Below are 26,487 nucleotides of genomic sequence, written 5' to 3'. Positions count from 1 at the left end.
TTTGGTATTTTTTTCTTGTCATCTCTTCTTTTTCAGATGGCGCAACGTAAGGCTCATCACTAGACTAAACAAAGCAATGCCTATCACATAGAACAAGCCAGGACCACCAGCATGTGGCATTTGAATATTTGCTCCATGATAAGCAAAATAAACATTAACCACCACGTCATCACAATTTTCATCAATCGCTTGTGTGGTTACTGCTGTTTTATCCTCCGTAAGATAAGGCGCTGTTGCATCTACTCCATCAGCACCAATCACCTCATAAGTCAATGAACTAGGATGACTTTGTGCCTCAAAAGAAGCCACACCCGAAGTCCATAACGCCCAATCAGTATTAACTGAACCATCCGTATGATAAGGATGGTTGTCTACTGCTGGCTGCCCTACTCCCTTATAATAATAAACTTTTGAACTTCCAGTCGCATCTTTCACCGTTTCAAAAGTGATCACTTTGTTTTGTATAACAGCATCGACCAAAGGTTTCTTACTGGTCTGATCTAGATAGTTTATAGTTTCTGTGATTGTTTTTTCTTGACGGTTTGAAAAGCTAAACACTCCATTATAAACAAGGGTGTAAGTCACATTTTCTGGACTATCTTTTCCATGAAATTGATAAGGCTGAATAGGTTGATCAAAATCAACATTTCCCGGTGAATCAGAACTTGTCCAGTTATAACCTGCAATATAAGGCGCTTGAAAGCTTGGACTCGGTAAGCTTTCTTGCATGGTCCAGCCTGCTCCTGTTGGAACACCTCCCACCAAATCTGGAATAGTTTGCGAATTATATGTTGTCGAATAATAATAACTCACTTGACCAGTTTGATTATTAGAAACCTTTAAAAAAGCAACCTGCCAAACCCAAGGAGTAGTTTTCAAAGTCGCACCCGCTGTATCTGTACTATGTAAAGGCAAACCATCTGAGCCAGCATACCAGGGTAAAGCATTTCCAAGTGCATCAACAAAATTCACCTTTTCTGTGGATAGACTCAGACTTGTCGTATAAGTCACTTTTGTCATATGCACGATAAAATTCTGCACAACGTTATCTTGATTAAATACACCATTTGTTGTATTCGCCACTGTAAACCCATCAAACTCATCATAGACACTATCTGTCCAATAACCTTTCGCCTTGAGGCTACTAATCACACTAGAAGTTGTGTAGCTCGCTTGTGAAGAGAAATCTCCAGTGATAGTATCTTGCTGAATGATACTTTTAGGATCCTTTCCTGTAGCATCAATCGAATCATCCACATAAGTCACGGTTGCTTTTTCCTGCTTGACTTTATAAACGTAATAGATATTTAAATTATTTTGAGAATATAATCCAGTGGCAGCATCACTGACGATTTTAGCGCTATTATTTGTCGCATTAGCAAGTCCTACATAATCATAACCCGTAGGAACGGGGGATAGGGGGCTTGTGAGATATGTGTCTGATCCAACTACACCTGTTGTTGTCACCTTAGGTGCAATCGGATTACCATTAGTATCGATATAGTTTGTAGTTACCGTATTTTGTACCGCATTAAAATTCACAAAACTATCCTGTGGAATTTGAACTTGCTGTAAATTTATAGCTCCACCAGTACTTCCAGTCATAAAAAACGAAAGAGAACTTGGGTAACTTTTCTTTCCAGAACTATCCGTGGTCGATACTCCAGCCAAATCTTCCAACGTCGTAATAGGGATTGACCAATCATAAGGTGCTTTAGTCGTTGTGGTACTCGTCCCTTTTTCTATTCGATAAACCGTTACTGTTTTTTTATTAACTGTGGCCGTGCCAGGGGTGTAAGTCCCTGTGGTAGTTGTATTTCCTAAGGTATAAGTAAAATTTTTGGTCGCTGTGCTTTGTTTAAAGTTAGTAACACCACTAGTAGGAGAAATAGCAGTGATTCCGCTCACACTTGGATCTGTTGATGAATAAGAAATTGCTGTTGTTGTACTAGCTGTTGTGGCACCCCCATACTGAACCTCTAATGTCCCCTCATTTGCAGGAACATTCCCCGTACCCGGAGTATAAATCAGCGTCAGAGGACGAAAAGTCCCATCTGCCAAATCAGAAATCAATTGTTGGGGACTATCTGTTCGATTATAAGATGTTTTAGGGGCAATAATGCCATTATTCCCAGACATCGTACTGTTCGGTGCATCATACATTGGATTGGCATTGGCATAAGACCAGCCTCCTATGGCACTACTCCCCGTGTTTAAGCTTGCAGGGTCTCCTCCATAGAGTTTGTTATCATTACTAGCACTTACCCCATCTCCCAAAGTATAAGAGGGATCAGCTGTTGTACTCGTTACACCTGTCGCTGGAAGCGTGGTTGGGATGGTATAGGTATTTTTCCAAGGATCCACTGTCCAACCAAAGGCACCGCGCAAACCACCAATCCCTGAGTCTGCTCCACCTGCACCAGTTTGCCCCGCATTACCGGGATAAAACCCAAAGGATACACCATCAGCACCGCCTAAGTTTCCCATGTTAAGTTTTAAACTCAGTTTTATTGGTTGGGTCATATCCATCTGGAGAGCGGTCAAAGCAACAATACCACTTTGATTGACGTTGGCAGTTGTTAAGGTAGCCGTACCAATACCAGTCGTTGCATTGTAGTCATAAGCCCCCGTTTTTGCCGTACCATTAGCCGTCACGGCATTACTCCATGTCCCATGATTGGCATTCCACGAAAAATAATTTTGGAAATTACTTGCATTTACCGTAACATTGTTGATGGTAGAGGCGAAAACGTTTATCCTTGCACTACAAGCCGAAATAAGCATTAAAGTAAAAAGAGAGAGTATCAACAAAAACCCTTCAGATCGTTGTGACCTTCTTTTTTTCATCTTAATTTCTCCCTCCTCTTTTTTCCTTCAAAACTATTATTGCAAATACAAAACAGATGCACCCCATGAACACGTTACTTAACTTTGAAGTGGTATCACCAGTCTCTGGTAAAGTATGATTCGTTCTTGTTTTTACCGCTACTGCTTTTTGAGATGAGACTGGATCCACACTTGACTTTGGGTAAAGATAGACCTTGTCCAAATATCCCTTTTTGGATAAATTTTCCACAGGAAGACGGATTAATACAGGTACTGCTGGTCGTCTTAAGTTTTCTCTTGGATTTGCAACTTCCGAAATAATATAAACACCATCCCTTAGCATACACGTTGCTATCCCATCACTATTAGTAACAAGAGTCAGCTCTTTCCCTACTTTTTTGTAGGTTGACTCATCCTTCAAACTGATAGCCGCCCCGACGTGAGCTGGGACAATTTGCTGAAACTGGTAGATAATATTCGGCACAGGAGATAACGCTTCTTCATCAGACGATAAGCTGATATTGTTAAGCTTTAAACCAGCCGCTTTTAAAGTGGAGACTGATGTTCGATTCAAAGCATATTTAGTAATTATCACCTCTTGCTGATGACTTTCTCCCAGTTGAGCGTTGGCCTCTACCTGAATAGCAGACACCGTACTACTCATAATAAAACCAATAAGAAAAAATCGAATGATAATCTTTCCTACTTTATTCAATTTTCCCCCTTTTTTCTTCTCTTTATTATTTTGATAATAAGATATACAACTCCTAGGCCAGCAAAAACAGCGGAGCCTAGTAATACCCAAAAGTCATAACCATACGGATTGCGTTGAATTTCTTCTTGGACATCTTTCTCTTTTAAGGAAACCCGCTGACCAGTGACCAATAACCGCTGACTGTTGATACCTGTGGGGTAACAAGTCATCAAGGTGGCTAAGTCTTTCCCCTTTTGAACACTTAGTGTGGAGACATCATTAGGTTCCACAATCTTGATTGTTTTAATTTTATATTTCAACTTTAGGTTGAGACTATCAATGTAAAAAACATCGCCAATTTTTAACTTATCCAAATTGGTAAACAGTGTGTTATTTACACGACCAGAGTGGGCAGTCAGTACCGTATGTGTATTGACACCACCAATCGGAAGGCTGGTGTTTTCAAGATGCCCCACCCCAAGAGCTAATGTGCTTTCGGCGTCCCCATGATAGATTGGAACGTTGCTCACCTTGATCTGTGGGATTGAAATATCTGCCATTAATCCGGATTGATCAAGCTTTAATAACGTCTCATAAGACAACTTAGTGCCCCGATAGGGCAAATGCTGACTCATATCATAAATATATTCGTTATAAGCTCGAGCATTCGTGAGCATTTCATTCATCTTTTCTCTATCTAATTTTGCGGCTACTTGATGATATTTAGTGATAATCGCTGTAGTCTTATGTGCAACAAGTGTGTTTGCAAGGAGAGGATAAAAAAGAGCACCAATTGCAACCAAGGCAAAAAATAAGCTCAAAACATCACGAAAGGAACGCTTCCCTTTCTTTGTCGACGACTCCTTTTTCATCTTCAAAGTCCAGTCCCTCGTTCCTTTTTATCTCTCATTTGATACATTTTTAAGCTTTTTTTGAACCTTTGCGCCGACGAATCACGATAGAGGAAGTCCCAGCTACTGCAGCAATCACCAAAATGCCTACCAGACCTTGCCCACCCGTAAATGGTAATTTTATATTTGAACCATCCAAGTTGTTAGATACCTCAACCTTTGTAGTAGTGGGATCAATTGAAGCCGTCACATCAACCACTGCAGTTGGTCGATTGTAGCCTTTTGGAGCCTGTGTTTCAATCGCATAATAATGCGTATTAGCACTCGAAGTTGCACCAGATACACTATTGCTATCAGTCAAGGCCAGACCATCGAACTCAATCTCCCCATCAGCTCCCGTTGTCAGACTATAATCACTACCAGTAGTGGGATTCTGTACGTAACTTGCAGTTGAAGTTGCTGTAACCTCACCAGAATCAGCCAGCGCTTGTGCAGCAGAAGCTGATTCTGCCTTGATCAACTTGAAAGTAGCACCAGCAAGAGGCGTTTTAGAAACAGAGTCAATCTTTTTAATTTTCAATGCCCCTAGATAGACTTCTGGTACATCGGTAGTTTTATTAGAGTCACCAGGGAGTTGGCTAGGTGCATCAGCTACAGTTTTGTTACTTAAATCCACGCCATAAGCATTTTTGATACTTGTGGAATAACTATTCCCGATTTGCCCATATTTATAATCATTGGCTACACTCGTCGTGAGATTGATAACGAAAGGATCTGAGGCACTCGTCTTTGCAGCCTTAACTTTTTGGATTCCTGTTTTTGTGAGTTGTAAATCAATTTTTCCATCAGCAGTAGACAAACTATAGTCCGCTCCTTCAGACAGATTAATGGGGGCGTTACCTACCATGAAATGAATGGCTTTATAGATCAAGTTACTATTGAGTGTATCAGACACTTCAAAGGAACCGACAACTCCATCATCTGTCACGAGTGAGTCAGAAAAAGCTGAGCTTAAGTTCCAGGTAACATCGCTCCCTGCAAAAACAGTCGCTTGTTTAGCTGTCCCTGTCTGGTCATCTAAAATATTATCGCCAACTTCAACCGTTTTATTGACCGCATTGTCTTGCGAGAGGTCTGTTTTAGGATAAACATTGATATCATATAGCCAACCATCTACTGCTTGAGTTGCAGTAGAATTGAGAGGCACCTGAACGATAGCATCTTGCATAGAAGCTACGCCATTGACCGTTGAGACCTGATGAAGAAGGTAATAGCCATCTGTGGTGATGGGTAACTCAACTGTCCCATCGCTCCCTGTTTTCCCTGTGACCACAGTACTTCCTACAGTATAGGTTGAAGAATCACTGACAGCCATATCAGCTGCTGAACCTGTTGGGGTGATTAGGGTTGCAGTATAAGTCACATTTTGTAAGGGCGTACCTGTCACTGTCTGCTCAGTACCATCGTTGACCGTACCTGTCTGGTTAGTGCTAGGATCGCCTTGTAAGGCATGGATTGTCACAGCTCGAGGTGTCGAGCTATCTGGTAAAGTAGTGGCAGCATGGCCTGTTATCCCTGTTGCAAGACTTGTACCAAGTACTGCAACTGACAGTAAGGAGAGCGTCTTGAAGGAAAGTGATAGATTGGAATGGGTCATTGGAGTCCTCTTTTACTAAATATAGATAAGTAAACTCAAATTACATAAGCATTTTTAAAATATATCTATATTTTTAATATTTTGCAAAACAATTATACCAATTACGATTAGGTTTATCTAGTATTTCTTTAAATAAAATTATGTCAAAGAAGAAATTTTTCTCATTTTGTAACATGATAAAGTTTGCCTTAAAAGTTGAGTCTTTTTTAGAGGTGCTCTCTTATGCGCTTTCTTTTTTATCGTAATATTTAGAATTCAAAAAAAAAAAAAATTCGTTCATTTTTCTGAACGATTTTTTTGAGCCATTTTTCTTGTGTATTCACGCTTTAGGGTGGCATGAACTTCAGTCGCACCAATCTTTAAAAGGCAACGCAAGAGTTCAAGCATTTCTTTTTTTCCTTTTTGGGGATCAACAAAGGTGTGGGTATAATAGGATTTTGCGAAACTCCGTTTGACTCGATCTAAGATGTCACCTGGCATGAAAAGTTGTTCAGACTTTTCAAGGAGCATTTGTGCTGCTAAAGATTGACCTCGGTCGCAATAAGCGAGCACCATTTTGTAGAGAAAGCGTTGGAGTAAGACTCGGTAGTAAAGTGTTTTGGCATAAGCTGTAGGATTTGAGAAGAGCGTGGTAATCAGATACTCAATGAATTCTGGACTGAGCCGATGACCAATGTTGGCTAGTAAAGAAAGTTCGTAGAGTCCCCAGTACTGAATGCCTTTGAGGTAACGTTCCAAATGTGATATTTCTTCTTTGCACAGTTGAGCGTAGAGTCCTTTTGCTGCGTAGGCGATGAGTTGGTACTCTTCTTGTGAGACATAGTTCTCATAGATGTTTTGCAATACTTTTGTATTATTGGCATAATAAGCATGCTCAATATCAGTAAAAAGGCTGATATAATCATCTTGCTGCCCGTCATTAATAATAAGACTATAATCGTATAAGGAAGTGTTCATTTTTTGCAGCGCAAAATCTAAGCGGTCAAAGCCAATCATGCTTTTACCATTTTCAAAGTTGGAGAGAGCAGCTTTAGAAATGCCTAAGTCTTTAAAATCTGAGAGGGAGAGGGCATGTTGAATGCGGAGATTATGAAAGGTTTTTCCATATCTAGCGTAAACCATAGCATCACACTTTCTATCATTTGAATTTAGTCCTATTATATTTCAGTTTGTAATGAAAAGCAACTCTCATGATATCCTTTTGTATAAAAAAAGACACCCGAAGGTGCTTTCTTATTTACGCTTACGTGCGATTAAATGAATTGGTGTCCCTTCAAAGACGAAGGCCTTACGAATTTGATTTTCTAAAAATCGAAGGTAAGAGAAGTGCATCAGCTCTTCTTCGTTAACGAAGACAACAAAAGTTGGCGGTTTAATCGCTACTTGAGTCGCATAGAAAATCTTCAATCGTTTTCCTTTATCAGTCGGTGTAGGGTTGATCGCTACGGCATCCATAATGACGTCATTCAAAACAGAACTTGAAATGCGCAGGTTTTGAGCATGATGGATTTCTTTAATCATATCTGGTAATTTGTTAAGTCGTTGACCAGTTTTTGCTGAGACGTAGACAATCGGTGCATAATCTAAGAATTTGAACTTGGTACGAATTTCAAGCTCAAAGTTTTTCATAGTATCGTTATCTTTCTCTAAAGTATCCCATTTGTTGACAACAATAAGGATCCCTTTACCGGCTTCATGGGCAAATCCAGCAATCCGCATATCATATTCACGGATACCTTCTTCAGCATTAATGACCATTAAGACAATATCAGAGCGGTCAATAGCACGCATGGCACGCATGACTGAATACTTTTCAGTATTCTCGTAAATCTTCCCTGATTTACGCATTCCTGCTGTGTCAATCATGACAAATTCTTGGCCTTCACTGTCGGTAAAGTGGGTGTCAATCGCATCACGGGTTGTTCCAGCTATAGGACTGGCAATAACACGATCTTCACCAAGAATAGCATTGATAAGGGAGGATTTTCCGACATTTGGTCGACCGATCAGACTGAATTTGATGACATCTTCATTTTCTTCTTCCACTTCTTGTGGCAGGCTTTGGACAATAGCATCCAATACATCCCCTGTCCCAATCCCGTGAACTGCGGAAACGGGGTAAGGATCGCCCAAACCTAACGAATAAAATTCGAAAATTTCCATGCGACGCTCAGGATTATCCACCTTATTGACAACAAGGATGACGGGTTTATCTGTCCGGTAAAGAATGTTTGCTACGGCTTCATCCGCATCTGTAATACCCGTTTCCCCATCAACAACAGCGATGATGACATCGGCTTCGTTCATAGCGATTTCAGCTTGAGCTCTGATTTCAGTCATGAAGGGTTCATCAGAGAGTTCAATCCCTCCTGTGTCAATGATGTTAAATTTACGGGTTAACCATTCACCAGTGGCATAGATCCGGTCACGGGTTACTCCGGGAATATCTTCAACAATTGAGATACGCTCTCCGGCAATACGGTTGAAAATCGTTGATTTGCCGACATTTGGACGGCCAACGATGGCTACAGTTGGTAAACTCATTTTTATTTCTCTCTTTCAATGCTCCCTTCAGTAGCAAAGACAGAAGGGGAATGGAAGTCCTCGCTTGATTGCGGGCTTCTTTTTAGGATCATTTAAACAATCTCGATGCCAAACAAACTGGTAAAAAAGGGAGATTGGCTCAGATTAATTTTGATATTTTTAGCTAAGTGTGGCGTAAGTTCTAAGGTTTCAAAGTGATTGGATGAAAAATCTATTCCCGACAAGTCGGTTTCCCAAAAATTAGCTGCATTTAGTTGATTATGCAGCATGTCAACTCTTTTGAACGTACAGGCAGTGAAGAAGGTTTCGGTGGCTTCGTTCTCTAGAAAACGTACATTTTTTAAAGTGCTTCCTGAAAAATTAGCATAACGCAACAGATTCTCAGTAAACTGAACCTCTTGAAAATGCGCCCCTGTAAAGTCTGTACCCAACAATTTGGAGGACTGAAAATGACAGCGGTAGAAGCCAACTTTTGCCAGAGAAAGGTTGGACAGGTCACATTTTTCAAAAAGGCAATCTGTAAACTCACTGACCGCTCCGTCAGTAAATTCAAAGGTTGTATTTTTGAAATGACAAGCTGAAAAGAGAGTCCGTGTCGATAGCTTTAAATTTTCCCCGCTAAATTGAGCTTGATAAATCTCACCATCCGCAAAGTCTTGCTGACTGACGGGTTGATAAGCGAGGGGAAGTTTTGGCGCGTTGATTTTCATGGGTTTCACAATAATTTTTTTGCCTTTAGATTTTCAGTAGATGAAGGAATTTCGGGTTTGCCCCACTGTTCCACTACACGTTCTGACCATTTGTTAAGCCGACGCGTACCCGCGTATTCTTCTTGTATTTGGTCAAATTGTTTTATCGCTTGTTCATCCTGCTCTATGTACCGCTCAGGAAAAGCGATGCTTTCTAATGGAAAACGTGGTTTCACTTTATTTAACCGTGCAGCCTTGCCTATCGCAATTCCAAAAATTGGATAAGTGTAGTCAGGTAAGTCAAGTACTTCTGAAATTTGTGCCGATTGGTCACGAATCAAGCCAACCATCACCCCATTATAGCCCAGAGATTCCGCTGCCAAAAGAACATTTTGCCCCGCAGTTGCTGCGTCAACAGAAGAGATGAGCAAACTTTCGATCCCTGCGGGTTGAAAGGTTGCTCCGTGGAGTTGCACTGCTTTTTCTGCGCGATTGAGGTCGCCAACAAAAACCAGATAGGCTGCACAATTTTTAATTGCTTTTTGGGGCTGGTACTGATAAATCGCGTCTTTTTGTGCTTGGGACTGCACCACTATAATCGAATACGATTGAAAATTTTTCCAAGTGGAGGCCATTTGACCAGCTTTTAGGATGGTTTGTAACTCTTCTTTACTGATGGCTTCGTCAGTAAAGTTTCTGACTGATGTATGGTTCATCATTAAATCAATGGTTTCATTTATTTCAGTCATGGCGTCTATTTTCTCCTTCTAGTCGCATTTCTTGAGCTAAATATTTTATCCGTTCCATAACTCGCTTGGCAGGCCAAACCTCTTCAGCCTTTCTTGTTTCGGCCAAGTGCTGCTCCAGTTCATCCATTTTCAAATTGGAGGTGAAAAAGGTAGGGAGATTTTCTTGCATCCGATGTTGTAAGATGACTTGTAGTATACTATCTCGAACCCAGGCATTATTTTGCTCTGCCCCAATATCATCCAAAACCAAGACAGGACTGACTTTAATTTCATTAACCCAAACCTTCGCATTGTCAAAATCTAGGTCTGAGATGAACGTTGGATAATGAAGTAAAGTAGTCGAAATGCCTTTTTTTGCAAGTTCATTGGCCATCGCCCCTAACATAAAGGATTTACCTACACCAAAATCACCGTAGAGGTAAAGACCTTTTCGTTCAGGATAGTTGGTAATAAAATCCACCAAAGTCTGATAAGGCTCAATGCGTTGAACATCGTCCAAGGCGATATCAGCTAAGGTCACTTGTTTAAGTTCTTTAGGAAGGCCAATTACATTGACACGTCGCAACAAATTTTGAGCCGCTTGTTGTTGAGCAAGCTCAGCTGTGGTTTGATAAGAAACATCGGCATAGCCGTGATTCATGATGAGCACAGGCTCGTAGCCATCTGCAGCTCGTTTTTCTCCCAACTCAAACTTTTCTTTTTCCCGAACGTACTCATAAAATTTTGAATAAGAGCGTTGGATCTCATCTGAACTCATGTGGTGCTCAGCAATGAAGGCTTGCACATCAGAATTCTTCAGGACTTCTGCTACTAATTTTTCAAAGTTTTCACGAATATCGTGGCGCTTACCCAAAATATCACCGATAGATTCCATCGTCTTGTGCTCCTTTTTTACTGTTTATTGCTCCGAGTGATCAGGCATCATAGCCTGAGAAAATCCTTACGCATCAGCTATTTTGCTGACTTACTCTGTCTCACCTTTTAATTTTTTGAGTGATTCCAGTCGAATTTTTTCAAGTTTTGCCAATTGTTCTTGGCTTGTTTTGTTTTCATAGTTGGGATTAGACCATTTGGGAGCTTCTTTTTTAAGTTTTGCTGGGCGTTTGGCCGCCTGAGCTGCTGCTGCTTGCGCAGCTTTTGCTTTTGCCCCTTCATTGCGTTCCATAATACGCTCCACCGCTTTTTCTGCAGTAAAGACTTTGTTGCGCATCCAGTCATTAGCTAATGTATTCACAAAACTTGACGATAAGGTGGCATTTTTTTGTTGCACCAATACATAATGAATCAGGATATTTTGCACCTCAGGCACAAGATTTTGCCGTGAAAGATGAGCAAGAATCTTCCGTTCATCATTACTTACAAAGCCACCAGCCTGGGCTTTAATTTGTTTAAGGAAAGCTTCTGGCTCATGAGCTTTACTGGTCACAATCAAGTCAGCAAAAGCTTTTGGAAATTCTGAAAGGGGACGTTGAGGCTCATGTGTTGCCGAGAGGCGATGTGTTAGTTGACTAACATTTAAAGACTTATCAGCATTGGCGGTCTGCTCTGCTAATTTGAACAACTCATACCAATTAAGTTCAAATTTTTCGGCGAGAGCATAAAGGGCTAGCACTTCTTTATTTTCATCATTAAAATGCAAACCTTGGCGCGTCATTAAACTCTGAAAAGCACCCATATCAAAGTTATTATTGGCATGAGCACCTTGTCCTTGAGGTTCATCAGGTTGGTTGAATGAAACTTTGTAGATTTCATGAAATTTCTTAGAAATCTCTTTCCCTTTGGGCTCTATTGTTTTAGAAAGGCCAGAAACGCGATTTTCACCAATTTTAGAAATCAAAAGTTGACGATAAAACTCATCAGCTAAAAACTCTTCAAAATTAAGAGGGCTTTCTACCTTAAAGTAAAGCCGCGTGTGGTCATCGTAGACATGAACCAAGCTAAGTCCCGTTAATTTATTTAAGGCCTCAACAAAGGGGTTCAAACCAATATTAAGATATTCTAGAAAATGAGAAATACGTCCTGTGGAGAAACTCAACATCAATTGATAAAGGGCAAAGGCATCAGTACCAATAATGGGTAAATAGAGCAGTCGAAAAGTCTCCGCATCAAAGCTTGTTTTGCCACGATTGACCATCGTAAATGAATCTCCTGCTCTCATTTCTACCTCATTTTTTCATTTTTAAAAATTTTAGGCTACTTACAGCCTGGTCAGTAACTTATTTGTTGGTAATATTTTTTAAAAGTTCTTCTAATTCACTGACGTCTTTGAAAGAACGGTAAACACTTGCAAAGCGGATATAGGTGATGTCATCAAGTTTTGCTAATTCCTCCATTACAAATTCACCAATGGTGTCAGATTGAACTTCATTACTGTCAAGTTGGCGGATTTTGCGTTCTACATTAGCGACGACCTGTTCAATATCTTCACTCGAAACAGGACGCTTATAAGCTGAACGAACCAAGCCACGCACGATTTTATCACGGTTAAAAGGTTCACGCTTATCATCTTTTTTAATGACTAAAAGGGGCATTTCTTCAATTCGCTCAAAAGTCGTAAAGCGAAAACCGCAAGATTCACAGACCCGGCGACGACGGATTGCTTCTTCAGCCTGTCTAGAATCCACTACTTTTGAATCCTCAGAAGAACACTTCGGACATCTCATATCTATTCTCCTTTAATCTCTTCAACTCAACTATGAGTTTTAAACTTACCATATTTTACTGATCAAGCTGTCATTTAATCATTTTTCTTTTTAAATTTTGCTTCTAGACGATAAATCACTTGTCCTTTTTGTGAAAATTTCTTTTCATATTCAGTCATTACATTCAGCGGAGCAAATTCTTCATCTTGATGCAAATCTAACCAGACTTTTTTGAGTTCCATGCCATAGTTTGCGAGAGAAACTAGAGAATATTCAAAGAGTCCTCGGTTATCTGTTTTAAAATGAATCTCCCCTTCGGAACGTAAAATCTTTTCATAAGTTTCTAAGAAAGACTTGTAAGTCAAGCGACGTTTTTCATGTCGCGCTTTAGGCCAAGGATCAGAAAAGTTCAAGTAGACTTGATCAATCTCTCCTTCTTCAAAATACTCACTTAAAGCGGCCCCATCGACTAACATCATCTGAACATTTGGTAAACCAGCTTCAATCGCTTTATCCAGTGCATAGGATAAAACAGACAACTGCATGTCTATTGCTATGTAGTTAATCTCTGGATGCAAAGCTGCCATTCCTGTGATGAAGGCTCCTTTGCCACATCCCACCTCAATATGAATCGGGTGATTATTTCCAAAACGTTCAGACCAACGTCCTTTAAAGTCGGCTGGATTCTCAACAACAATATGTGCGTTTTCGGCAAGCATTTCGCCTGCCCCTTTTCGATTTCTGACGCGCATTTTTACCTCTATTTAATTTATTTTTACTGACGAAGCTGTCAGTAGCTTATTGCACTTCGAGTTGGCTGACCAATCAGTCAGTTCATTCTGCAAACTTATGGGAATGGCTTTTAGAAAAATTTTATCATTTTTAAGTTTCTTCTATAAGCCAAAAAATAGGAAGGTCCACTCCCTAGCCTATTTTTCTAAAATAATTCACAAAAATTCCGGAGCCCTAAAATTTCCTGATTGACCTCTTTCATCTTTCCTCGCGAGAGGTATTCAGAGATTTGGCGCAGAAAAGATAATTTCCCATACCAAGCTACTTTGTCCATAATATCTGAACGAGGACGTACACCTGATGTCATTAACCACAAACTCCAGTTCGTAGGTTTGATATAGTGTGAAAGGACATGAGCCATATCCACCATGGAATCTGATAAAAAGACGGTGTCCCAATCTACCAGGTAGATTTTACCTGAAGTATCATCGACTAACCAGTTTTTATGATTGACGTCTCCGTGAACCACAACAACTTCATCCTCATGTAATTCAGGGATTTCGCCCCTCATTTCTTCGATGATTTGCGTCAAAAAGTGATTGGTCTGCAAAGCTTCCGTACTTTTTACGCACTCTTCCAAAAGTTGTTTTGGAAAAATAACTTGGCTTCCTAATTTTTTATAGGACTCCACTAATTTTTTTGAATCATGAAGATGGGCCAAGATGTGATTAATCTGCCGATCATCCATATCTTCTGGATTAAGGGTATGCCCATCAATCCAAGGTTGGGCAGACAAGGTATCTCCTTCGGCAGTACGCTTAGTCCATAGAACTTTTGGCGTAATTCCTTCCAGATAAATGCTCGGCAAAAAAGGACTGCCGTTTTTTTTAATAAAAACGCGTTCTTGATCGCTCTTTCCTGAAAAAGCATTCCCTGAACCACCCTTAACAGGGGTCATATCCCAGTTTGCCGTCATCAACCTTGTCTCCTCCTTCCTTTATTGTGAATCATTAATCTGCTTTAAGTTTATGCGTTTGGATAGTGTATTAAAATCGTTTGTGTCAAAATATCTGCATATTGATATGATTCTGTTGTTTTTGGACCACGTGCAGGAATGTTTTCAATTACAAAATGAGTCGCATAAGCTTCAATCAAATTTACTTTATGACGGTTCTCACGTTTACGACCAAATTGGGAAGTAATTTCGATTGTTTCTCCCAAGTGTGCTTTTACTTTGTCACGAATATCAACGATTTTCCCAACTTCTTGACTTTGGTTATCCATTTTTTCCTCCAAATAAGACGTAAAAGTCGGATTTCTCCGAACAATTACATTATAACATTGATTTTTATCTTCGAGCTTATCCTTGTTCGCGTTCAGTTTGAGGATGAGCTCCCCTTCGGGTAGCGCTCCATTCAGTCAAACTTTAGCTTAACCAAGGACAGAATTAGACAATTACTTGTATTATACCACGAATGACTAGAAAAAATCTACTCACCATATCGACTGTCAATGCTTGCAAATTTATTATGCTCTTTGATAAAGAGCAGTTCTACTGTTCCTCGGCTACCCGAACGGTTTTTTTCAATGATGACTTCCACTTTATTATCTTGTAAAATTTCTTCATCATCCTCTTCATCCCCGGTTCCACGGTCGTAATAATCATCTCGGTATAAAAAGGCTACAATATCCGCATCTTGTTCAATGGAGCCTGACTCCCGAATATCGGAGAGGACTGGACGTTTATCTTGCCGTTGCTCAACCCCCCGCGAGAGCTGAGAAAGCGCAATAACTGGAACTTTTAATTCTTTAGCTAAAATCTTTAGCTGTCTTGAAATTTCGGAGACTTCTTGTTGACGATTTTCACGTCCAGTACCTGAGATCAACTGCAAATAATCAATCACAATCAGTCCCAGATTTTGAGTTTCCTGTGCTAATTTTCTAGAACGGGCTCGGATTTCTGAGATTTTAATACCTGGTGTATCATCAATATAAATGCTAGCGCGCGACAAAGTACCTGTCGCCATGAAATAATCATTCCACTCTTGATCGTTCAGCTGACCAGTACGTAAGCTATGAGAATCAATGGATCCCTCTGCAGCAATCATCCGACTTACTAAACTTTCAGCCCCCATCTCTAAAGAAAAAATAGCCACTGTTTTATCTTGTTTTGTCCCAATATTTTGTGCAATATTTAGAGCAAAAGCGGTTTTACCGACGGCAGGACGAGCTGCAAGAATAATCAATTCTTCTTCATGTAATCCTGTCGTCATATTATCTAAGGCAGGGTAGCCTGTCGCCACTCCAGTAATGTTTGATTTTTGTTGAGCTCTTTGCTCTAAATCATCCATATGAACCGCTAGGACTTCGGATATTTTTTTAAAGCCATTGGTATTACGGCCTTGTTGAACATCAATTAAACTTTTTTCTGCTTGTGCAAGAATATCATCAGCTGGCGAATCCTGTTCATAAGCTTTTTCAACAGATTCAGTCAAGCGATGAATCAACTGACGAAGTAATGATTTTTCTGCAACAATTTTTGCATAATAAGCAGCGTTAGCAGCGGTTGGTGTAGCTGTTGCTAATTCAGCAATATAGGCAATTCCACCAATTGCTTCTAAATCACCCTGATTTTCCAATTGGGAGCGGATGGTTAAGACATCAATCGCTTCACGTGCATCCGATAATTTTTCCATTGCACGAAAAATTATCTTATGGGCATTCTTATAAAAATCATCAGGCGTAATAAATTCCTTGATTTCAACAAGTCTATCGCTATCCAAAAAAACAGCCCCAAGAACAGCCTGTTCAGCTGCTAAGTCTTGAGGCGGCGCTTTTATTAGATCAATTTCGGGCATTTTAGGCCTCGCTTATTTTCACTTTGATAACTGCTGTCACGTCATGGTGCAGTTTAACAGGTACTTCTTTTGTCCCCAAAGCTTGGATTTTATTGATCAATTGAATTTTACGTTTATCCACAGGAACATTGTATTGAGCTTTGAGAGCTTTTGCGATATCTGATTTATCCACAGCGCCAAAAGTACGTCCTGTTTCTCCCGTTTTCATCTTAATTTCAACAACAACATCTTCTTTTTCTAAAGCATTCTTAAGCATTTTAGCTTCTGCTAAATCTTCTTCTGCTTGACGCTTTTGCGCTTTCTTTTGTGCTTCTACGGCTGCTAGAGACGCACTTGTCGCAGCTTTGGCTTGTTTTTGTTTAATCAAGAAATTAGCAAAACCAGTCGGAACCTCTTTTACTTCTCCCTTTTTTCCACGCCCTTTAACATCTTCTAAAAATACAACTTTCATTTTTCATTCTCTCTTTCTTCAAGCAGTTGAATCAAATCAGCTTCAACTTCATTCATATTTTTTTCATAAATTTGGGTTGCGGCATTGTTAAAATGTCCGCCACCACCCATCTGTTCCATAATAGATTGCACATTAAACCCATTTCGAGAACGTGCCGAGATGGCGATGTAACCATTATTATGCTGTGTGATAGCAAATGACGCAGAAATCCCCGCCATGTCAAGCAGAGTATCTGCTGCTTTAGCAGTTGCGATATTATCATACTTATGTTCGCTTAGGCCAAGCCCTACAGCAATGCCTGGCATTATCAATTTCGAATTTAATACAATTTCATTAGCTTTTTTATATTTCTCAAAATCGGTAGCCATGATCATCTTAATCAAATCATTATCTGCTCCTCGAGAACGTAAATAAGCTGCCGCCTCAAAAGTCCTTGCCGTTGTTGCTTTCGTGAAGTTTTTGGTATCCATCTCAATTCCGGCAAGTACAATACTCGCTTCAATCGTTGACATTTTCCGTTGATTATTATCATGAAACTGCAAGAGCTCAATGGTTAACTCACTTGCTGAGCTTGCCGAAGACTCAATATATGACAGTAATGCGTGCTCTGGGAAATCGTCATCTCTTCTGTGGTGGTCAATGACCACTAATTTTTCAAAGGATTTATAAAAATCAAGATTCAAGGTTTGACTCGTTTTGGAATGGTCAACCATAATAAGTAATGAATCTTTTTTCTTCAATTTCTGAGCAGTTTCTAGTCGAACAATATGAGTAAATCCATCTGACGACTCATTCATTTTTTCAATCGCACGCTGAACATCTGGTAAAAGTTGCTCTGGATCATAAACGACAAAAGCTTCTTTTCCAGACATGTTTGCAAAAGCCTTCATAGCTACTGCAGCTCCTAAAGCATCCATATCCGTAAAGCGGTGACCAACAATAAAAACGTCTTCTGCTTCAGCAATGATGGTCCGCAGGGCGGTTGAAATTGCTCGCGCACGCGTCCTACTTTTTTGAGTACGACTTTCCGAATTTCCGCCAAAGTAAGTCGGACGGGCTTGAGGAGTGTTCTCACGGAGTACTACTTGGTCCCCGCCTCTTACCTGAGCCAACTCTAAGTTATTTAATGCCACTTGACCAATAGTCGGAAAATCATTCCAGCCATAAGCTACACCTACAGAAAGGGTTAACGGAATATCTTTTTGAGCTGAGTTTTCACGGAATTGTTTAAGCACTTCAAACTTATCGTTAATCATTTTTTCTAAGATACGATAGTCACAGAAAAAATAATGGCGACTACTGTTAATTCGACGTAAATAAACGCCATACTTATCCGCAAATTCTTCAAGAAAAGATGAAATGAAACTGTTAATTGCTGTACGCCCACTGTCAGTAATCAAATCGGTTGCATCATCATAATTATCAACAGAAATCGCACCAATGACGGCACGACTGTCATTAAATTCAGATTTGAAAGCTACTTCTTTTGTCGCATCAATGAGATAGATAAGATTTTTATCTACATCTAATTCTGCAACATATTTTTGTTTGCCAATTTCAATATATTGATCTTCACTTGCATTTTTTAAAATTCTTTTGATATCTTCACGATCAAGTACTTGATCATTTCCCTTAAATATCATATCAACAAAGGGGTTAAACCATTCAGGCTCAAGCGTTTGATTGTTAAATCTTATCACCCCAATGGGCATGTTATCCAAAGTAGCATTGAGTGAATTCTCGGCCTCATCGTTAATTTTTCTTATAAAATCTTGACGGCGCAATTGATAATTACGGGTTTGTGACAACAAAATAAGTGTTATTGCCACATTCAAGATAAAGAGATAAATCAAGATGGACCAGCGTGTCGCCGAACATATAACGACTACCCCTTCAATAACTTGTACGATAATCATGATGATAATAATAACAAGCGGTGAAAACCGTCGGACAAAATTCATAAATATCACTCCTATACGCCTTCTATTTTATCATAGGGCAGCAAAAACTTAAAGGATCGCTGATTTTCCTAATTCTAGTTTAAAGGCTTAATTATTTTCCCATCTGTGGTCAATAAGTTGTCAATAAATTTTTAGCACTGGTCAGTGAGTCCACAAATTGGTCAGCTTTTTCTTGATTCATACCGAAACGGTAATCTTTGATTGCCCACACTGTAGCCCCTGCTGCCTTACCTGCACTTATTCCTTTTTCTGAATCTTCAATGACGAGACTGTCAGTTGCCTTTACTTGTAATTTTTGCATTGCAGACAGGTAAATTTCAGGATTAGGCTTCGTTTCCTTTAAATCATTGCCTGATAAAACAACTTCAAAGTAGGGTTGCAGGCGATGAATACTTAAGACTTGTTGGATATCATTCATGGACGAACTAGAGGCCAAAGCAATCTTAGTCTGTTGTTCTTTTAAATAGTCCAATATCTCTGTCACATCTGGATAAAGTAAATCAGCATAAGGCATCGGATGTGTCGCTTTATAAAATTCATACTCTTTTTGAAGTTGTACCGCCTCACGAGGATTAAATTTTTCTCCTAAAATTCTTGGCCATATCTCACGCATATTTCCGCCAATAAAATCACTTGGAGTCAAATGGGCTATGGAAATATCGTGGCTCCCAAAGAATTCTTCTCGACGTTGTAAATAGTAGCGTTCAGTATCAACTAAAACACCATCCATATCAAATATTACTGCTTTAAATTTCATAGAACCATTATAACATAATGCGAGTTCTAAGGTTTAATTTATTTGTAAGGGACTACATTTCTAGTGCTTTCCATAATTAGTCATAATGGGTTTATTATTGAAAATTATCTGAAAATTAGCTATAATAAGTCAAATTATAGACTCTCATGAAGGAAGGTAATTAAAGTGAAAGTTGCTAAATTTGGGGGTTCTTCACTCGCCTCCGCTGCTCAAATTCGTCGTGTTTTAGAAATCGTACGCGCTGACAAGCGCCGAAAATTTATCATTGTTTCTGCTCCTGGAAAACGTACAAGTGCGGACACCAAAGTTACTGATGCCCTTATTGCTTACTATAAATCTTGTAAAGCTCATGATGAACAGAGTATTAAAAGCTCTCAACAATGGATTATCCAACGCTTTAAGACAATTTACGATGAGCTTGGACTTACCAGCGACATTCTGTCAACCATTACCCAAAATATCATCGGGCTTGCCACGCTTTCACAATCTAACCCTTTCACTTATGATACTTTTCTTGCCGCTGGTGAAAATAATAACGCTCTTCTCATCGCTGATTATTTCTCTTCTGAAGGGATCCACAGTCGCTATATCCATCCTTCTGATGCTGGGATTTTTGTCTCTTCTGATCCGGGAAATGCTCGCCTCTTACCTGAAGCCAACGAACATATTAAATATCTTAATGAGCTTGATGAGGTCTTAATCATTCCGGGTTTCTTTGGCGTCACAAACGAAAACGAAGTCTGCACTTTCTCGCGTGGAGGCTCTGATATTACTGGTTCCATCATTGCCGCTGGAGTTAAAGCCGAACTCTATGAAAATTTTACAGATGTAGATGGTATATTTGCTGCTCACCCTGGCATAGTCAAAGCTCCCGTTCATGTCAAAGAATTAACTTATCGCGAAATGCGTGAGCTTGCCTATTCTGGTTTTTCAGTTTTACACGATGAAGCCTTACTCCCTGTTTTCCGTGCACATGTCCCACTGGTAATAAAGAATACTAATAATCCGACACACCCTGGTACAAAGATTGTTATTTCAAGAGAAACCAAAGGTGCCCCGGTCGTTGGAATTGCTTCTTCAAGTGGCTTTTCATCGCTATACATTAGCAAATATTTGATGAACCGTGAGATAGGTTTTGGTCGCAAAGTCCTCTCGGTGTTGGAAAAACTGGCTATTCGGTTTGAACATATGCCGACGGGAATTGATGATATGTCTATTATCATACGAAGCCGTTATCTCACCCCACCTGTTTCTAAAGCCTTAATCGCTAACTTGACAGAGTCACTCCACCCTGATGAAGCTTATATAAATCGTGATTTTTCTATTATCACACTTGTAGGAGAAGACATGAAAGAACACATTGGGGTGACCGCCAAAGCCACAGCTGCGCTTTCAAAAAAAGGCATCAATATTGCCATGTTATCCCAAGGTTCTAGCGAAGTTTCAGTTATGTTTATTGTTAAAGAAAAAGATGAAAGAGAAGCTTTACGTGCTATTTATTCTGCTTTCTTTGACTAGAATAAAAAAAAGCCCTTAAGGGCTTTTTTTATTTGCACCTAAACTCCAACTAAACGCGTTGTTCAGACTGAGCTTGCACTTTTTGACCCGCAAAATTATTTAGCAGGTCTGGAACATCAATCCCCATTGTACCTAGCACATCAAGTCCTTGTTTGAGACTTTCTTGTGACATGCCAAGAATTTTAGAGGAACCCTCTCCACCATAGATGTTAATGGAATCAACAGCTTGAAGATTGCTAGACACACTGGCAACAACTTGAGGTAATACTTCGAGTGCCATGTTTAATTTTGCTGCGTCATTCATTTTTTGCATGGCTTCTGCTTTCTTCTCAATCGCTTCGGCCTCGGCTAATCCTTTTAGTCGGATCGCTTCTGCTTCAGCCTTACCAGTTGCTTCAATAGCTGAGGCCTCGGCTTGTGCTTTGACTTCACGTTCACGTGCGTCCGCTTCTGCTTTAGCGATTTGGGCGGCTTTTGCGGCTTCTGCGGCTTTTACAATATTAGCTTCATTTTCTTGCGCTTGGCGTAAAACTTCTTGGGTTTCAAGATCTGTTTCCCGTTGTTTCTTAATTAACTCAACTTGCATCTCTGCTTCAGTGGTTTCTTTTTTAGAAATTGCTTCTTGAATCGCATAAGCTTGGTCAGCAGAGGCTTGAGCCTGATCAGCCTTCGCTTTAGATTCGGCTGTCGCAATGGCTTGTTCTTGTTCATATTGCGCCAGATTAATTGCTTTTTCTTTTTGAGCATTTGCCACTTGGGTTGCTGCTAGAGCTTCTGCTTTTTGGGCATCTTGATCAGCTGCAGCTTTTTGAATACGTGTTTCTTTATCCGCATTCGCTACTGCTATAGCTGCTTCTTGTTGCACTCGTGCTACTTCTTTTGCTCCGAGGGCCTTGATATAATTTTGATCATCACGTATATCATTAATTACAAAAGAAACAATTGATAAGCCCATTTTTGACAAATCTGTTCCCGCTTGGTCTTGGACCTCTGACGAGAATTTGTTACGGTCTTCAATCAATTCCGAGACCGTCATTGTCCCGACGATTGCTCGAAGATGACCTCGTAAAACTTGATCGGCCATACCATCACGTTGTTCATCTTTTTTACCCAGAAATTGTTCTGCAGCTGTCGCAATATCTTGAAGCGTTGAACCCACTTTTATCATCGCAGTAGCTTCGACTGTAACTGGAATCTTATCTTTAGAGAGAACTTTTTCAGTTTTGATATCAATCGCAGCAGACTGCAGACTCAGGTAACGGGCATTCTGAAAAATAGGTAAAACAAACGTTCCAGAACCCCGTACTACTTTTAATTTATTCCCTTGCGAATCTTTATTGACTCCTTTTTTCCCTAAACCTGAGCCGTAAACGATTAATGCATCTTGTGGTCCTGATTTTTTATAATTTGCCGCTATAATTCCTAACAGCAAAACAATAACAACTATTATTGCAATAATAAGTATATAGAGTATGGGCATCGTGACTCCTTTTTGACCGATTTTGCTTTCCCTTAATGAGATAGCTATGAAATGAGCGTCTGTTGATAAGGAATCACATAGGCAATTCCTAATTTAGTTTCAATAATAAGTACCTCCGTTCCTTTTGCTATAGAATGAACACTTCCTTGAGAGGAATGAAAGATTTTGGCTGGCATTGTTTTTCTAGATTCATTGACAAAATTGGTTACTACCTCACCTGTCGCCTCTGTTGAGAGGATGGCTGTCGTAAGTATCCCTGTTAGCAACTCTTTTTCATCAGCTTGATAACGCTGATCTGAGAACTTATTGAAAAGCGCCATTCCCGGTAATGATAGGATGGTCAGTAGGATAAATAAAAAGATAAATACCAGCATGATAACAATAAAAATCATTTTCACTCCAATCTCAAAAAGCGCTTTCATGCTTTTTTATTAATATAGCACTTTCGCCTTAAAATGTAAATATGTTTACGACTATTTTTTGGAGATTTCTTTTATTTCGTTTGTTTTTTCAATGCAACACGTTGTTGACGTTCGAGTTCTTTTTTAATTCGTTCCTCTGGTGCATATTTTTCTTCCCAATCATCAGGTTTGAGGACTTTATGTGTCACGGGGTCAAAATGGGGGCGTCCATCAGGGAATATTTTTCCCATGTTTGCTCGATGTACAGTGTTAAAGATTTCATAGGGGTCTACTCCAGCGAGCACCAGCGAACCATAAGTGAAATAAAGCAAGTCGACCAGAGCGTCTACTTCTCCCGTCAACATGTCTTCTTTATGTGCTTTGCGCTCTACTTTTTTTACTGCTTTTTCTATATCCAAATGCAAGCTTTCCACTTGTTTAGAAAATCTTTCTTTGTCACCTTGCGCGCTAGCATAGAGAAACTCGACAATCTCTTCTACTTTGAAACCTGCACGGAAACTGGCTTCCAAAGGAGGAAAGGCACGAGGTATTTCTTGCGTTTTTCCGTCCATCAAGCGATGGAATTCTTTAACTTTATTAAAGTTTGGGTCTTTAGAGGTAAAATCTTTCTCTGCAGAGTAGCTGATCAAACCGTAATAGGCCAATGCTTTAGCTATTCCGTCCTGATTGTTAGTATCTGTGATATAGGTGGCAATTTTTTGGATTTCAGAATCAGCATTTCCCATGGCAATCCCATATCCTACACCAGTGAGCATACTCACATCGTTTTCTGAATCACCAAAACACATCACCTGATTCAGCTCAAAATTAAATTTTTCACCTAAACGACGGATGCCTGGTAATTTTCCGATCCCTTGGGGGATCAAGTCGACTGAGTAGGGATTGCTACGGGTCACTAAAAGTTCAGGAAAAGCTTTTTGAATCCGAGAAGTTTCATCTTTGGTGGCAACCATCATGGCTTGATAAACTGCTTCTTCTTCATCATCAGCCAAATCTTCATTTTGAGGGAGCACACGTCGGACAATGTGCTTAAAACTATTACGAGCTACACCAGAAGTGCTCGAAGGTAAAAGCCCTGATAGAAAGCCTGCTATGCGCGTTTCTCCAAATTTCAACAGTCCCGAACCATTAACGCCATGTGCTGTTCCAAGCGAAATATCCGAATGGTTCTGCGTTGCATAAGTCATTAATTTTTTTAATGTTTTGCGCTCAAGCGGATTATCAAAAATGACCTCCTTGGGTGTAAAAATATACTGACCATTATACGTTACCGCAAAATCAAGGTCTAAATCTTCTAATAACGGCATTGCAAAGGCTGGACCACGTCCAGTTGCAATTCCAATAAAAATTCCTTTTTTGCGGAGTTCTTGGATTGCCTTTCTTGTACTGCTAGCTACTCCGCGTGTCGAGGTAAATAAAGTGCCATCTAAATCAAAAAATACTGCTTTAATATCCATAATCCATCTTTTCTTAATTCTTTGTGAAGTTTTTTTCTTAGTTTAGTTAAATTATACCCTAATTTTCCGTCTATTTCATGGTTCACGAGTTCTTTTCTGGACAAATTTTTGTTATAATTTTTATGCACGTTTTACCCACACAGAATCAATATTCTATGTAAAATTATTATAAAAAGGAGGGAGAAATGAAAAAAATATTAATTCTCCACACCGGTGGTACAATTTCTATGGCCGAAGATGCACAAGGTCATGTTTCCCCAAATGAGAGCAATCCAATGAGTGCTGTAAATATGCAGCTTGATGAAGTCGAATTGGTTACAGAAGATATCTTTAATCTTCCAAGTCCACATATTACTTTAAGTGATATGTTAGTTCTAAAAAATCGACTCAAAAAAGCTTTTCTCACAGAGAGCTTTGACGGTGCCGTTATCACGCATGGTACAGACACTCTTGAAGAAACTGCTTTCTTTCTTGACACCACCCTTGAACGGGGGAAACCCATTGTGATGACTGGTGCGATGCGCTCAAGCAATGAATTAGGTACTGATGGTATTTATAATTTTTTGTCAGCAATCCGTGTCGCAGCTGATGAGCACTCCCATGACCGAGGAGTCCTTGTTGTAATGAATGATGAGATTCACTCAGCACGGTATGTCACAAAGACCCATACAACAAATGTGTCAACCTTCCAAACACCTACCCACGGACCACTTGGCCTACTTACGAAAAATAAAATCATCTACTTTCATAATGACAGTGAAAATCAACATCTTGATGTTCACTCTGTACATGGCAATGTCCCTATTGTCAAGGCCTTTGCAGGCATGTCCGGGCAAATTTTAGATTTACTCGATTTAGATAAATTGGATGGTATCGTCATTGAGGCGCTTGGCGCAGGTAATTTACCTCCTATCGCCAGTCAATCCTTACAACGGCTCTTAGATGCGGGGGTTCCTGTCGTCCTCGTTTCGCGTTGCTTTAATGGAATTGCTGAGCCTGTCTACGCTTATCAAGGCGGGGGTTCTCAACTTTATGATGCTGGCGTAATGTTTGCTGATGAAGTAAATTCTCAAAAAGCCCGTTTGAAATTGATTATTGGCTTGAACGCAGGGTTAGAGACCCCTTCACAATTACGTAATTTCATGGAAAACTAAAAAATTTACTGACCAAGCTGTCAGTAAATTTTTGTTTATTGTGCGCTATTATGCGGTTTAATTCTGAGCACCTAGATTTTGTTGCAGCTCCTGCCAGATTTGCTCATTTTCTTCAAGGGAGTATGAGTTAGCCCCTGAGGCAAGGGCATGTCCTCCGCCATCATGTCGCTTCGCAATTTCATTGATTGGAACAACTTTTGAGCGCATCCGTACTCGGAAATGCCCATCTGCTTGTTCAACAAAAATTGCCCAAGATTCAATGCCACGAATATTTCCTGGAACTCCAACGATACTTGATGTTTCTGCATCACGTAAGTCAAATTTTCTTAAGATTTCTTGAGTCAAAAGGACACGCGCAGCACCTGTGGGAGAAACTTCCATCTGTTCATAAACATAACCTTGTAAACGGGCCACCTTCATGTCAAAAGATGACATTTCCCGTCCCAAAGCTGACCGATCAAAGTCATAAGTGGCCAATTGGGCTGCTATCTTCAATGTGTTAGGTGAGGTTGCTGGATAAAGAAAGCGGCCCGTGTCTCCAATGATTCCCGCATAAAGTAGGCGTGCCGCTTCAGCGTTAAGCAAAAGCCCCGTACTGAATGCAAATTCAGCAATGATTTCGGAAGCTGAACTTCTGTCAGGCTCTACCAAAAGTAAGTCCCCATAAGCATCATCATTAGGGTGATGATCAATTTTAATGACGAAATCAGCTTGTTGGTAACGCTCGTCGTCAATTCGTGGAGTATTTGCCGTATCGCAAACAATACTGAGGTATTTTTCATTTTTTTCAAGTTCTACTTGATCCATTTTTGTCAAGTAAGTCAAAGTTGGTTCATCATAGCCTACTGCATAAATTCGCTTGTTAGGGAAATTTTCCCGGAGAATAGCTCGTAGACCGGCTTGCGAACCTAAAGCATCGGGATCTGGATTTTTATGACGATGGATAAGGATTAAATCATAAGCTTCAATTTTTTTTAAAATTTCGTTCATTTTTCACTTTCACTTTTCATATTTATTGTTACTGATGCGCCTGTCAGTAACTTGC

24 protein-coding genes are annotated in these 26,487 nt (G+C 39.9%); 2 read left to right on the top strand and 22 right to left on the bottom strand.

The features are described 5' to 3' along the window. Positions 1–18 precede the first annotated feature (18 nt). From JW886_RS04235 to JW886_RS04150, 18 genes are all read right to left on the bottom strand, one after another. A complete protein-coding gene (locus JW886_RS04235) occupies positions 19–2,847 on the bottom strand; it encodes a MucBP domain-containing protein (RefSeq protein ID WP_205872394.1) in 2,829 nt (942 codons plus the stop codon). 1 nt (position 2,848) lies between these two features. Continuing rightward, positions 2,849–3,541, bottom strand: coding sequence for a pilin N-terminal domain-containing protein (locus JW886_RS04230; protein ID WP_205872393.1), 693 nt, complete (start codon positions 3,539–3,541; stop codon positions 2,849–2,851). Further along, positions 3,538–4,392: a class C sortase gene (locus tag JW886_RS04225; RefSeq protein WP_241003798.1), complete on the bottom strand. Its 855-nt coding sequence runs from the start codon at positions 4,390–4,392 to the stop codon at positions 3,538–3,540. Before JW886_RS04225 ends, JW886_RS04230 begins: the two co-directional genes overlap by 4 nt. Before the next feature lie 49 nt (positions 4,393–4,441). Continuing rightward, positions 4,442–6,028 (bottom strand): SpaH/EbpB family LPXTG-anchored major pilin, encoded by a 1,587-nt coding sequence (locus JW886_RS04220; protein WP_205872391.1) that lies wholly within the window; start codon positions 6,026–6,028, stop codon positions 4,442–4,444. 276 nt (positions 6,029–6,304) lie between these two features. Beyond that, complete coding sequence (locus tag JW886_RS04215) at positions 6,305–7,150, bottom strand: Rgg/GadR/MutR family transcriptional regulator (RefSeq protein WP_205872390.1); 846 nt, start codon at positions 7,148–7,150, stop codon at positions 6,305–6,307. Positions 7,151–7,261: 111 nt separating this feature from the next. After that, entirely contained in the window at positions 7,262–8,572 is a 1,311-nt protein-coding gene (gene der / locus JW886_RS04210) for a ribosome biogenesis GTPase Der (protein ID WP_075525053.1), read from the bottom strand. A gap of 92 nt (positions 8,573–8,664) precedes the next feature. Further along, a complete protein-coding gene (locus JW886_RS04205; RefSeq protein ID WP_338092712.1) occupies positions 8,665–9,291 on the bottom strand; it encodes a pentapeptide repeat-containing protein in 627 nt (208 codons plus the stop codon). After that, positions 9,288–10,010 (bottom strand): NADPH-dependent oxidoreductase, encoded by a 723-nt coding sequence (locus JW886_RS04200; RefSeq protein WP_205872388.1) that lies wholly within the window; start codon positions 10,008–10,010, stop codon positions 9,288–9,290. The genes JW886_RS04205 and JW886_RS04200 overlap by 4 nt, the downstream gene beginning before the upstream one ends. After that, on the bottom strand, positions 10,003–10,884 hold the full coding sequence (dnaI, locus tag JW886_RS04195; RefSeq protein ID WP_205872387.1) for a primosomal protein DnaI: 882 nt from the start codon (positions 10,882–10,884) through the stop codon (positions 10,003–10,005). The genes JW886_RS04200 and dnaI overlap by 8 nt, the downstream gene beginning before the upstream one ends. A gap of 90 nt (positions 10,885–10,974) precedes the next feature. Next, positions 10,975–12,168 carry a DnaD domain protein gene (locus JW886_RS04190; protein WP_205872386.1) on the bottom strand — a complete coding sequence of 398 codons (1,194 nt, stop codon included), beginning with the start codon at positions 12,166–12,168 and terminating at the stop codon, positions 10,975–10,977. Positions 12,169–12,226: 58 nt separating this feature from the next. Then, the gene (gene nrdR / locus JW886_RS04185) at positions 12,227–12,673 is read right to left on the bottom strand and encodes a transcriptional regulator NrdR (RefSeq protein ID WP_075525057.1); all 447 of its coding nucleotides are present in this window, start codon (positions 12,671–12,673) and stop codon (positions 12,227–12,229) included. Positions 12,674–12,747: 74 nt separating this feature from the next. Then, positions 12,748–13,404 carry a tRNA (guanosine(46)-N7)-methyltransferase TrmB gene (trmB, locus tag JW886_RS04180; RefSeq protein ID WP_075525058.1) on the bottom strand — a complete coding sequence of 219 codons (657 nt, stop codon included), beginning with the start codon at positions 13,402–13,404 and terminating at the stop codon, positions 12,748–12,750. Between the two features lie 185 nt (positions 13,405–13,589). Beyond that, complete coding sequence (locus tag JW886_RS04175) at positions 13,590–14,363, bottom strand: phosphotransferase family protein (protein WP_200406606.1); 774 nt, start codon at positions 14,361–14,363, stop codon at positions 13,590–13,592. Between the two features lie 47 nt (positions 14,364–14,410). Next, the gene (locus tag JW886_RS04170; protein WP_075525060.1) at positions 14,411–14,668 is read right to left on the bottom strand and encodes a Veg family protein; all 258 of its coding nucleotides are present in this window, start codon (positions 14,666–14,668) and stop codon (positions 14,411–14,413) included. 206 nt (positions 14,669–14,874) lie between these two features. Next, positions 14,875–16,242: a replicative DNA helicase gene (gene dnaB / locus JW886_RS04165; protein WP_075525061.1), complete on the bottom strand. Its 1,368-nt coding sequence runs from the start codon at positions 16,240–16,242 to the stop codon at positions 14,875–14,877. A 1-nt stretch (position 16,243) separates the two neighbouring features. Continuing rightward, complete coding sequence (rplI, locus tag JW886_RS04160; protein WP_075525062.1) at positions 16,244–16,693, bottom strand: 50S ribosomal protein L9; 450 nt, start codon at positions 16,691–16,693, stop codon at positions 16,244–16,246. Further along, a complete protein-coding gene (locus tag JW886_RS04155) occupies positions 16,690–18,654 on the bottom strand; it encodes a DHH family phosphoesterase (RefSeq protein WP_075525063.1) in 1,965 nt (654 codons plus the stop codon). The genes rplI and JW886_RS04155 overlap by 4 nt, the downstream gene beginning before the upstream one ends. 109 nt (positions 18,655–18,763) lie before the next feature. Next, a complete protein-coding gene (locus JW886_RS04150) occupies positions 18,764–19,411 on the bottom strand; it encodes an HAD family hydrolase (protein WP_205872385.1) in 648 nt (215 codons plus the stop codon). A gap of 165 nt (positions 19,412–19,576) precedes the next feature. Between JW886_RS04150 and JW886_RS04145 the strand changes: the two genes are divergently transcribed. Further along, on the top strand, positions 19,577–20,929 hold the full coding sequence (locus tag JW886_RS04145; RefSeq protein WP_075525065.1) for an aspartate kinase: 1,353 nt from the start codon (positions 19,577–19,579) through the stop codon (positions 20,927–20,929). Positions 20,930–20,978: 49 nt separating this feature from the next. On the opposite strand, the gene JW886_RS04140 is transcribed toward JW886_RS04145, so the two are convergent. The 3 genes from JW886_RS04140 to JW886_RS04130 all read right to left on the bottom strand — a co-directional run bounded on the left by JW886_RS04140 (position 20,979) and on the right by JW886_RS04130 (position 24,288). After that, the gene (locus tag JW886_RS04140; RefSeq protein WP_205872384.1) at positions 20,979–22,409 is read right to left on the bottom strand and encodes a flotillin family protein; all 1,431 of its coding nucleotides are present in this window, start codon (positions 22,407–22,409) and stop codon (positions 20,979–20,981) included. 44 nt (positions 22,410–22,453) lie between these two features. Next, the gene (locus tag JW886_RS04135; RefSeq protein ID WP_075525111.1) at positions 22,454–22,801 is read right to left on the bottom strand and encodes a hypothetical protein; all 348 of its coding nucleotides are present in this window, start codon (positions 22,799–22,801) and stop codon (positions 22,454–22,456) included. 101 nt (positions 22,802–22,902) lie between these two features. Next, positions 22,903–24,288, bottom strand: coding sequence for a Cof-type HAD-IIB family hydrolase (locus tag JW886_RS04130; RefSeq protein ID WP_205872383.1), 1,386 nt, complete (start codon positions 24,286–24,288; stop codon positions 22,903–22,905). 185 nt (positions 24,289–24,473) lie between these two features. Between JW886_RS04130 and JW886_RS04125 the strand changes: the two genes are divergently transcribed. After that, the gene (locus JW886_RS04125; RefSeq protein WP_075525068.1) at positions 24,474–25,442 is read left to right on the top strand and encodes an asparaginase; all 969 of its coding nucleotides are present in this window, start codon (positions 24,474–24,476) and stop codon (positions 25,440–25,442) included. 57 nt (positions 25,443–25,499) lie between these two features. Here JW886_RS04125 and JW886_RS04120 read toward each other — a convergent pair whose 3' ends face one another. After that, entirely contained in the window at positions 25,500–26,432 is a 933-nt protein-coding gene (locus tag JW886_RS04120) for a DHH family phosphoesterase (protein ID WP_075525069.1), read from the bottom strand. Positions 26,433–26,487: the final 55 nt, after the last annotated feature.

Source organism: Lactococcus taiwanensis, assembly GCF_017068355.1.
Taxonomy (GTDB): Bacteria; Bacillota; Bacilli; order Lactobacillales; family Streptococcaceae; genus Lactococcus; species Lactococcus taiwanensis.
This window is presented reverse-complemented; position numbering and strand designations above follow the sequence as displayed.

Bases quoted from the DNA above. Each gene is read 5' to 3' on its own strand.
- JW886_RS04190 (WP_205872386.1), bottom strand. From the start codon at position 12,168: ATGAGAGCAGGAGATTCATTTACGATGGTCAATCGTGGCAAAACAAGC.
- JW886_RS04170 (WP_075525060.1), bottom strand. From the start codon at position 14,668: ATGGATAACCAAAGTCAAGAAGTTGGGAAAATCGTTGATATTCGTGAC.
- JW886_RS04200 (WP_205872388.1), bottom strand. From the start codon at position 10,010: ATGACTGAAATAAATGAAACCATTGATTTAATGATGAACCATACATCA.
- JW886_RS04120 (WP_075525069.1), bottom strand. From the start codon at position 26,432: ATGAACGAAATTTTAAAAAAAATTGAAGCTTATGATTTAATCCTTATC.
- JW886_RS04140 (WP_205872384.1), bottom strand. From the start codon at position 22,409: ATGCCCATACTCTATATACTTATTATTGCAATAATAGTTGTTATTGTT.
- JW886_RS04135 (WP_075525111.1), bottom strand. From the start codon at position 22,801: ATGATTTTTATTGTTATCATGCTGGTATTTATCTTTTTATTTATCCTA.
- JW886_RS04215 (WP_205872390.1), bottom strand. From the start codon at position 7,150: ATGGTTTACGCTAGATATGGAAAAACCTTTCATAATCTCCGCATTCAA.
- JW886_RS04225 (WP_241003798.1), bottom strand. From the start codon at position 4,392: ATGAAAAAGGAGTCGTCGACAAAGAAAGGGAAGCGTTCCTTTCGTGAT.
- der (WP_075525053.1), bottom strand. From the start codon at position 8,572: ATGAGTTTACCAACTGTAGCCATCGTTGGCCGTCCAAATGTCGGCAAA.
- dnaI (WP_205872387.1), bottom strand. From the start codon at position 10,884: ATGGAATCTATCGGTGATATTTTGGGTAAGCGCCACGATATTCGTGAA.
- nrdR (WP_075525057.1), bottom strand. From the start codon at position 12,673: ATGAGATGTCCGAAGTGTTCTTCTGAGGATTCAAAAGTAGTGGATTCT.
- JW886_RS04150 (WP_205872385.1), bottom strand. From the start codon at position 19,411: ATGAAATTTAAAGCAGTAATATTTGATATGGATGGTGTTTTAGTTGAT.
- rplI (WP_075525062.1), bottom strand. From the start codon at position 16,693: ATGAAAGTTGTATTTTTAGAAGATGTTAAAGGGCGTGGAAAAAAGGGA.
- trmB (WP_075525058.1), bottom strand. From the start codon at position 13,404: ATGCGCGTCAGAAATCGAAAAGGGGCAGGCGAAATGCTTGCCGAAAAC.
- JW886_RS04155 (WP_075525063.1), bottom strand. From the start codon at position 18,654: ATGAATTTTGTCCGACGGTTTTCACCGCTTGTTATTATTATCATCATG.
- JW886_RS04220 (WP_205872391.1), bottom strand. From the start codon at position 6,028: ATGACCCATTCCAATCTATCACTTTCCTTCAAGACGCTCTCCTTACTG.
- dnaB (WP_075525061.1), bottom strand. From the start codon at position 16,242: ATGCCCGAAATTGATCTAATAAAAGCGCCGCCTCAAGACTTAGCAGCT.
- JW886_RS04125 (WP_075525068.1), top strand. From the start codon at position 24,474: ATGAAAAAAATATTAATTCTCCACACCGGTGGTACAATTTCTATGGCC.
- JW886_RS04235 (WP_205872394.1), bottom strand. From the start codon at position 2,847: ATGAAAAAAAGAAGGTCACAACGATCTGAAGGGTTTTTGTTGATACTC.
- JW886_RS04130 (WP_205872383.1), bottom strand. From the start codon at position 24,288: ATGGATATTAAAGCAGTATTTTTTGATTTAGATGGCACTTTATTTACC.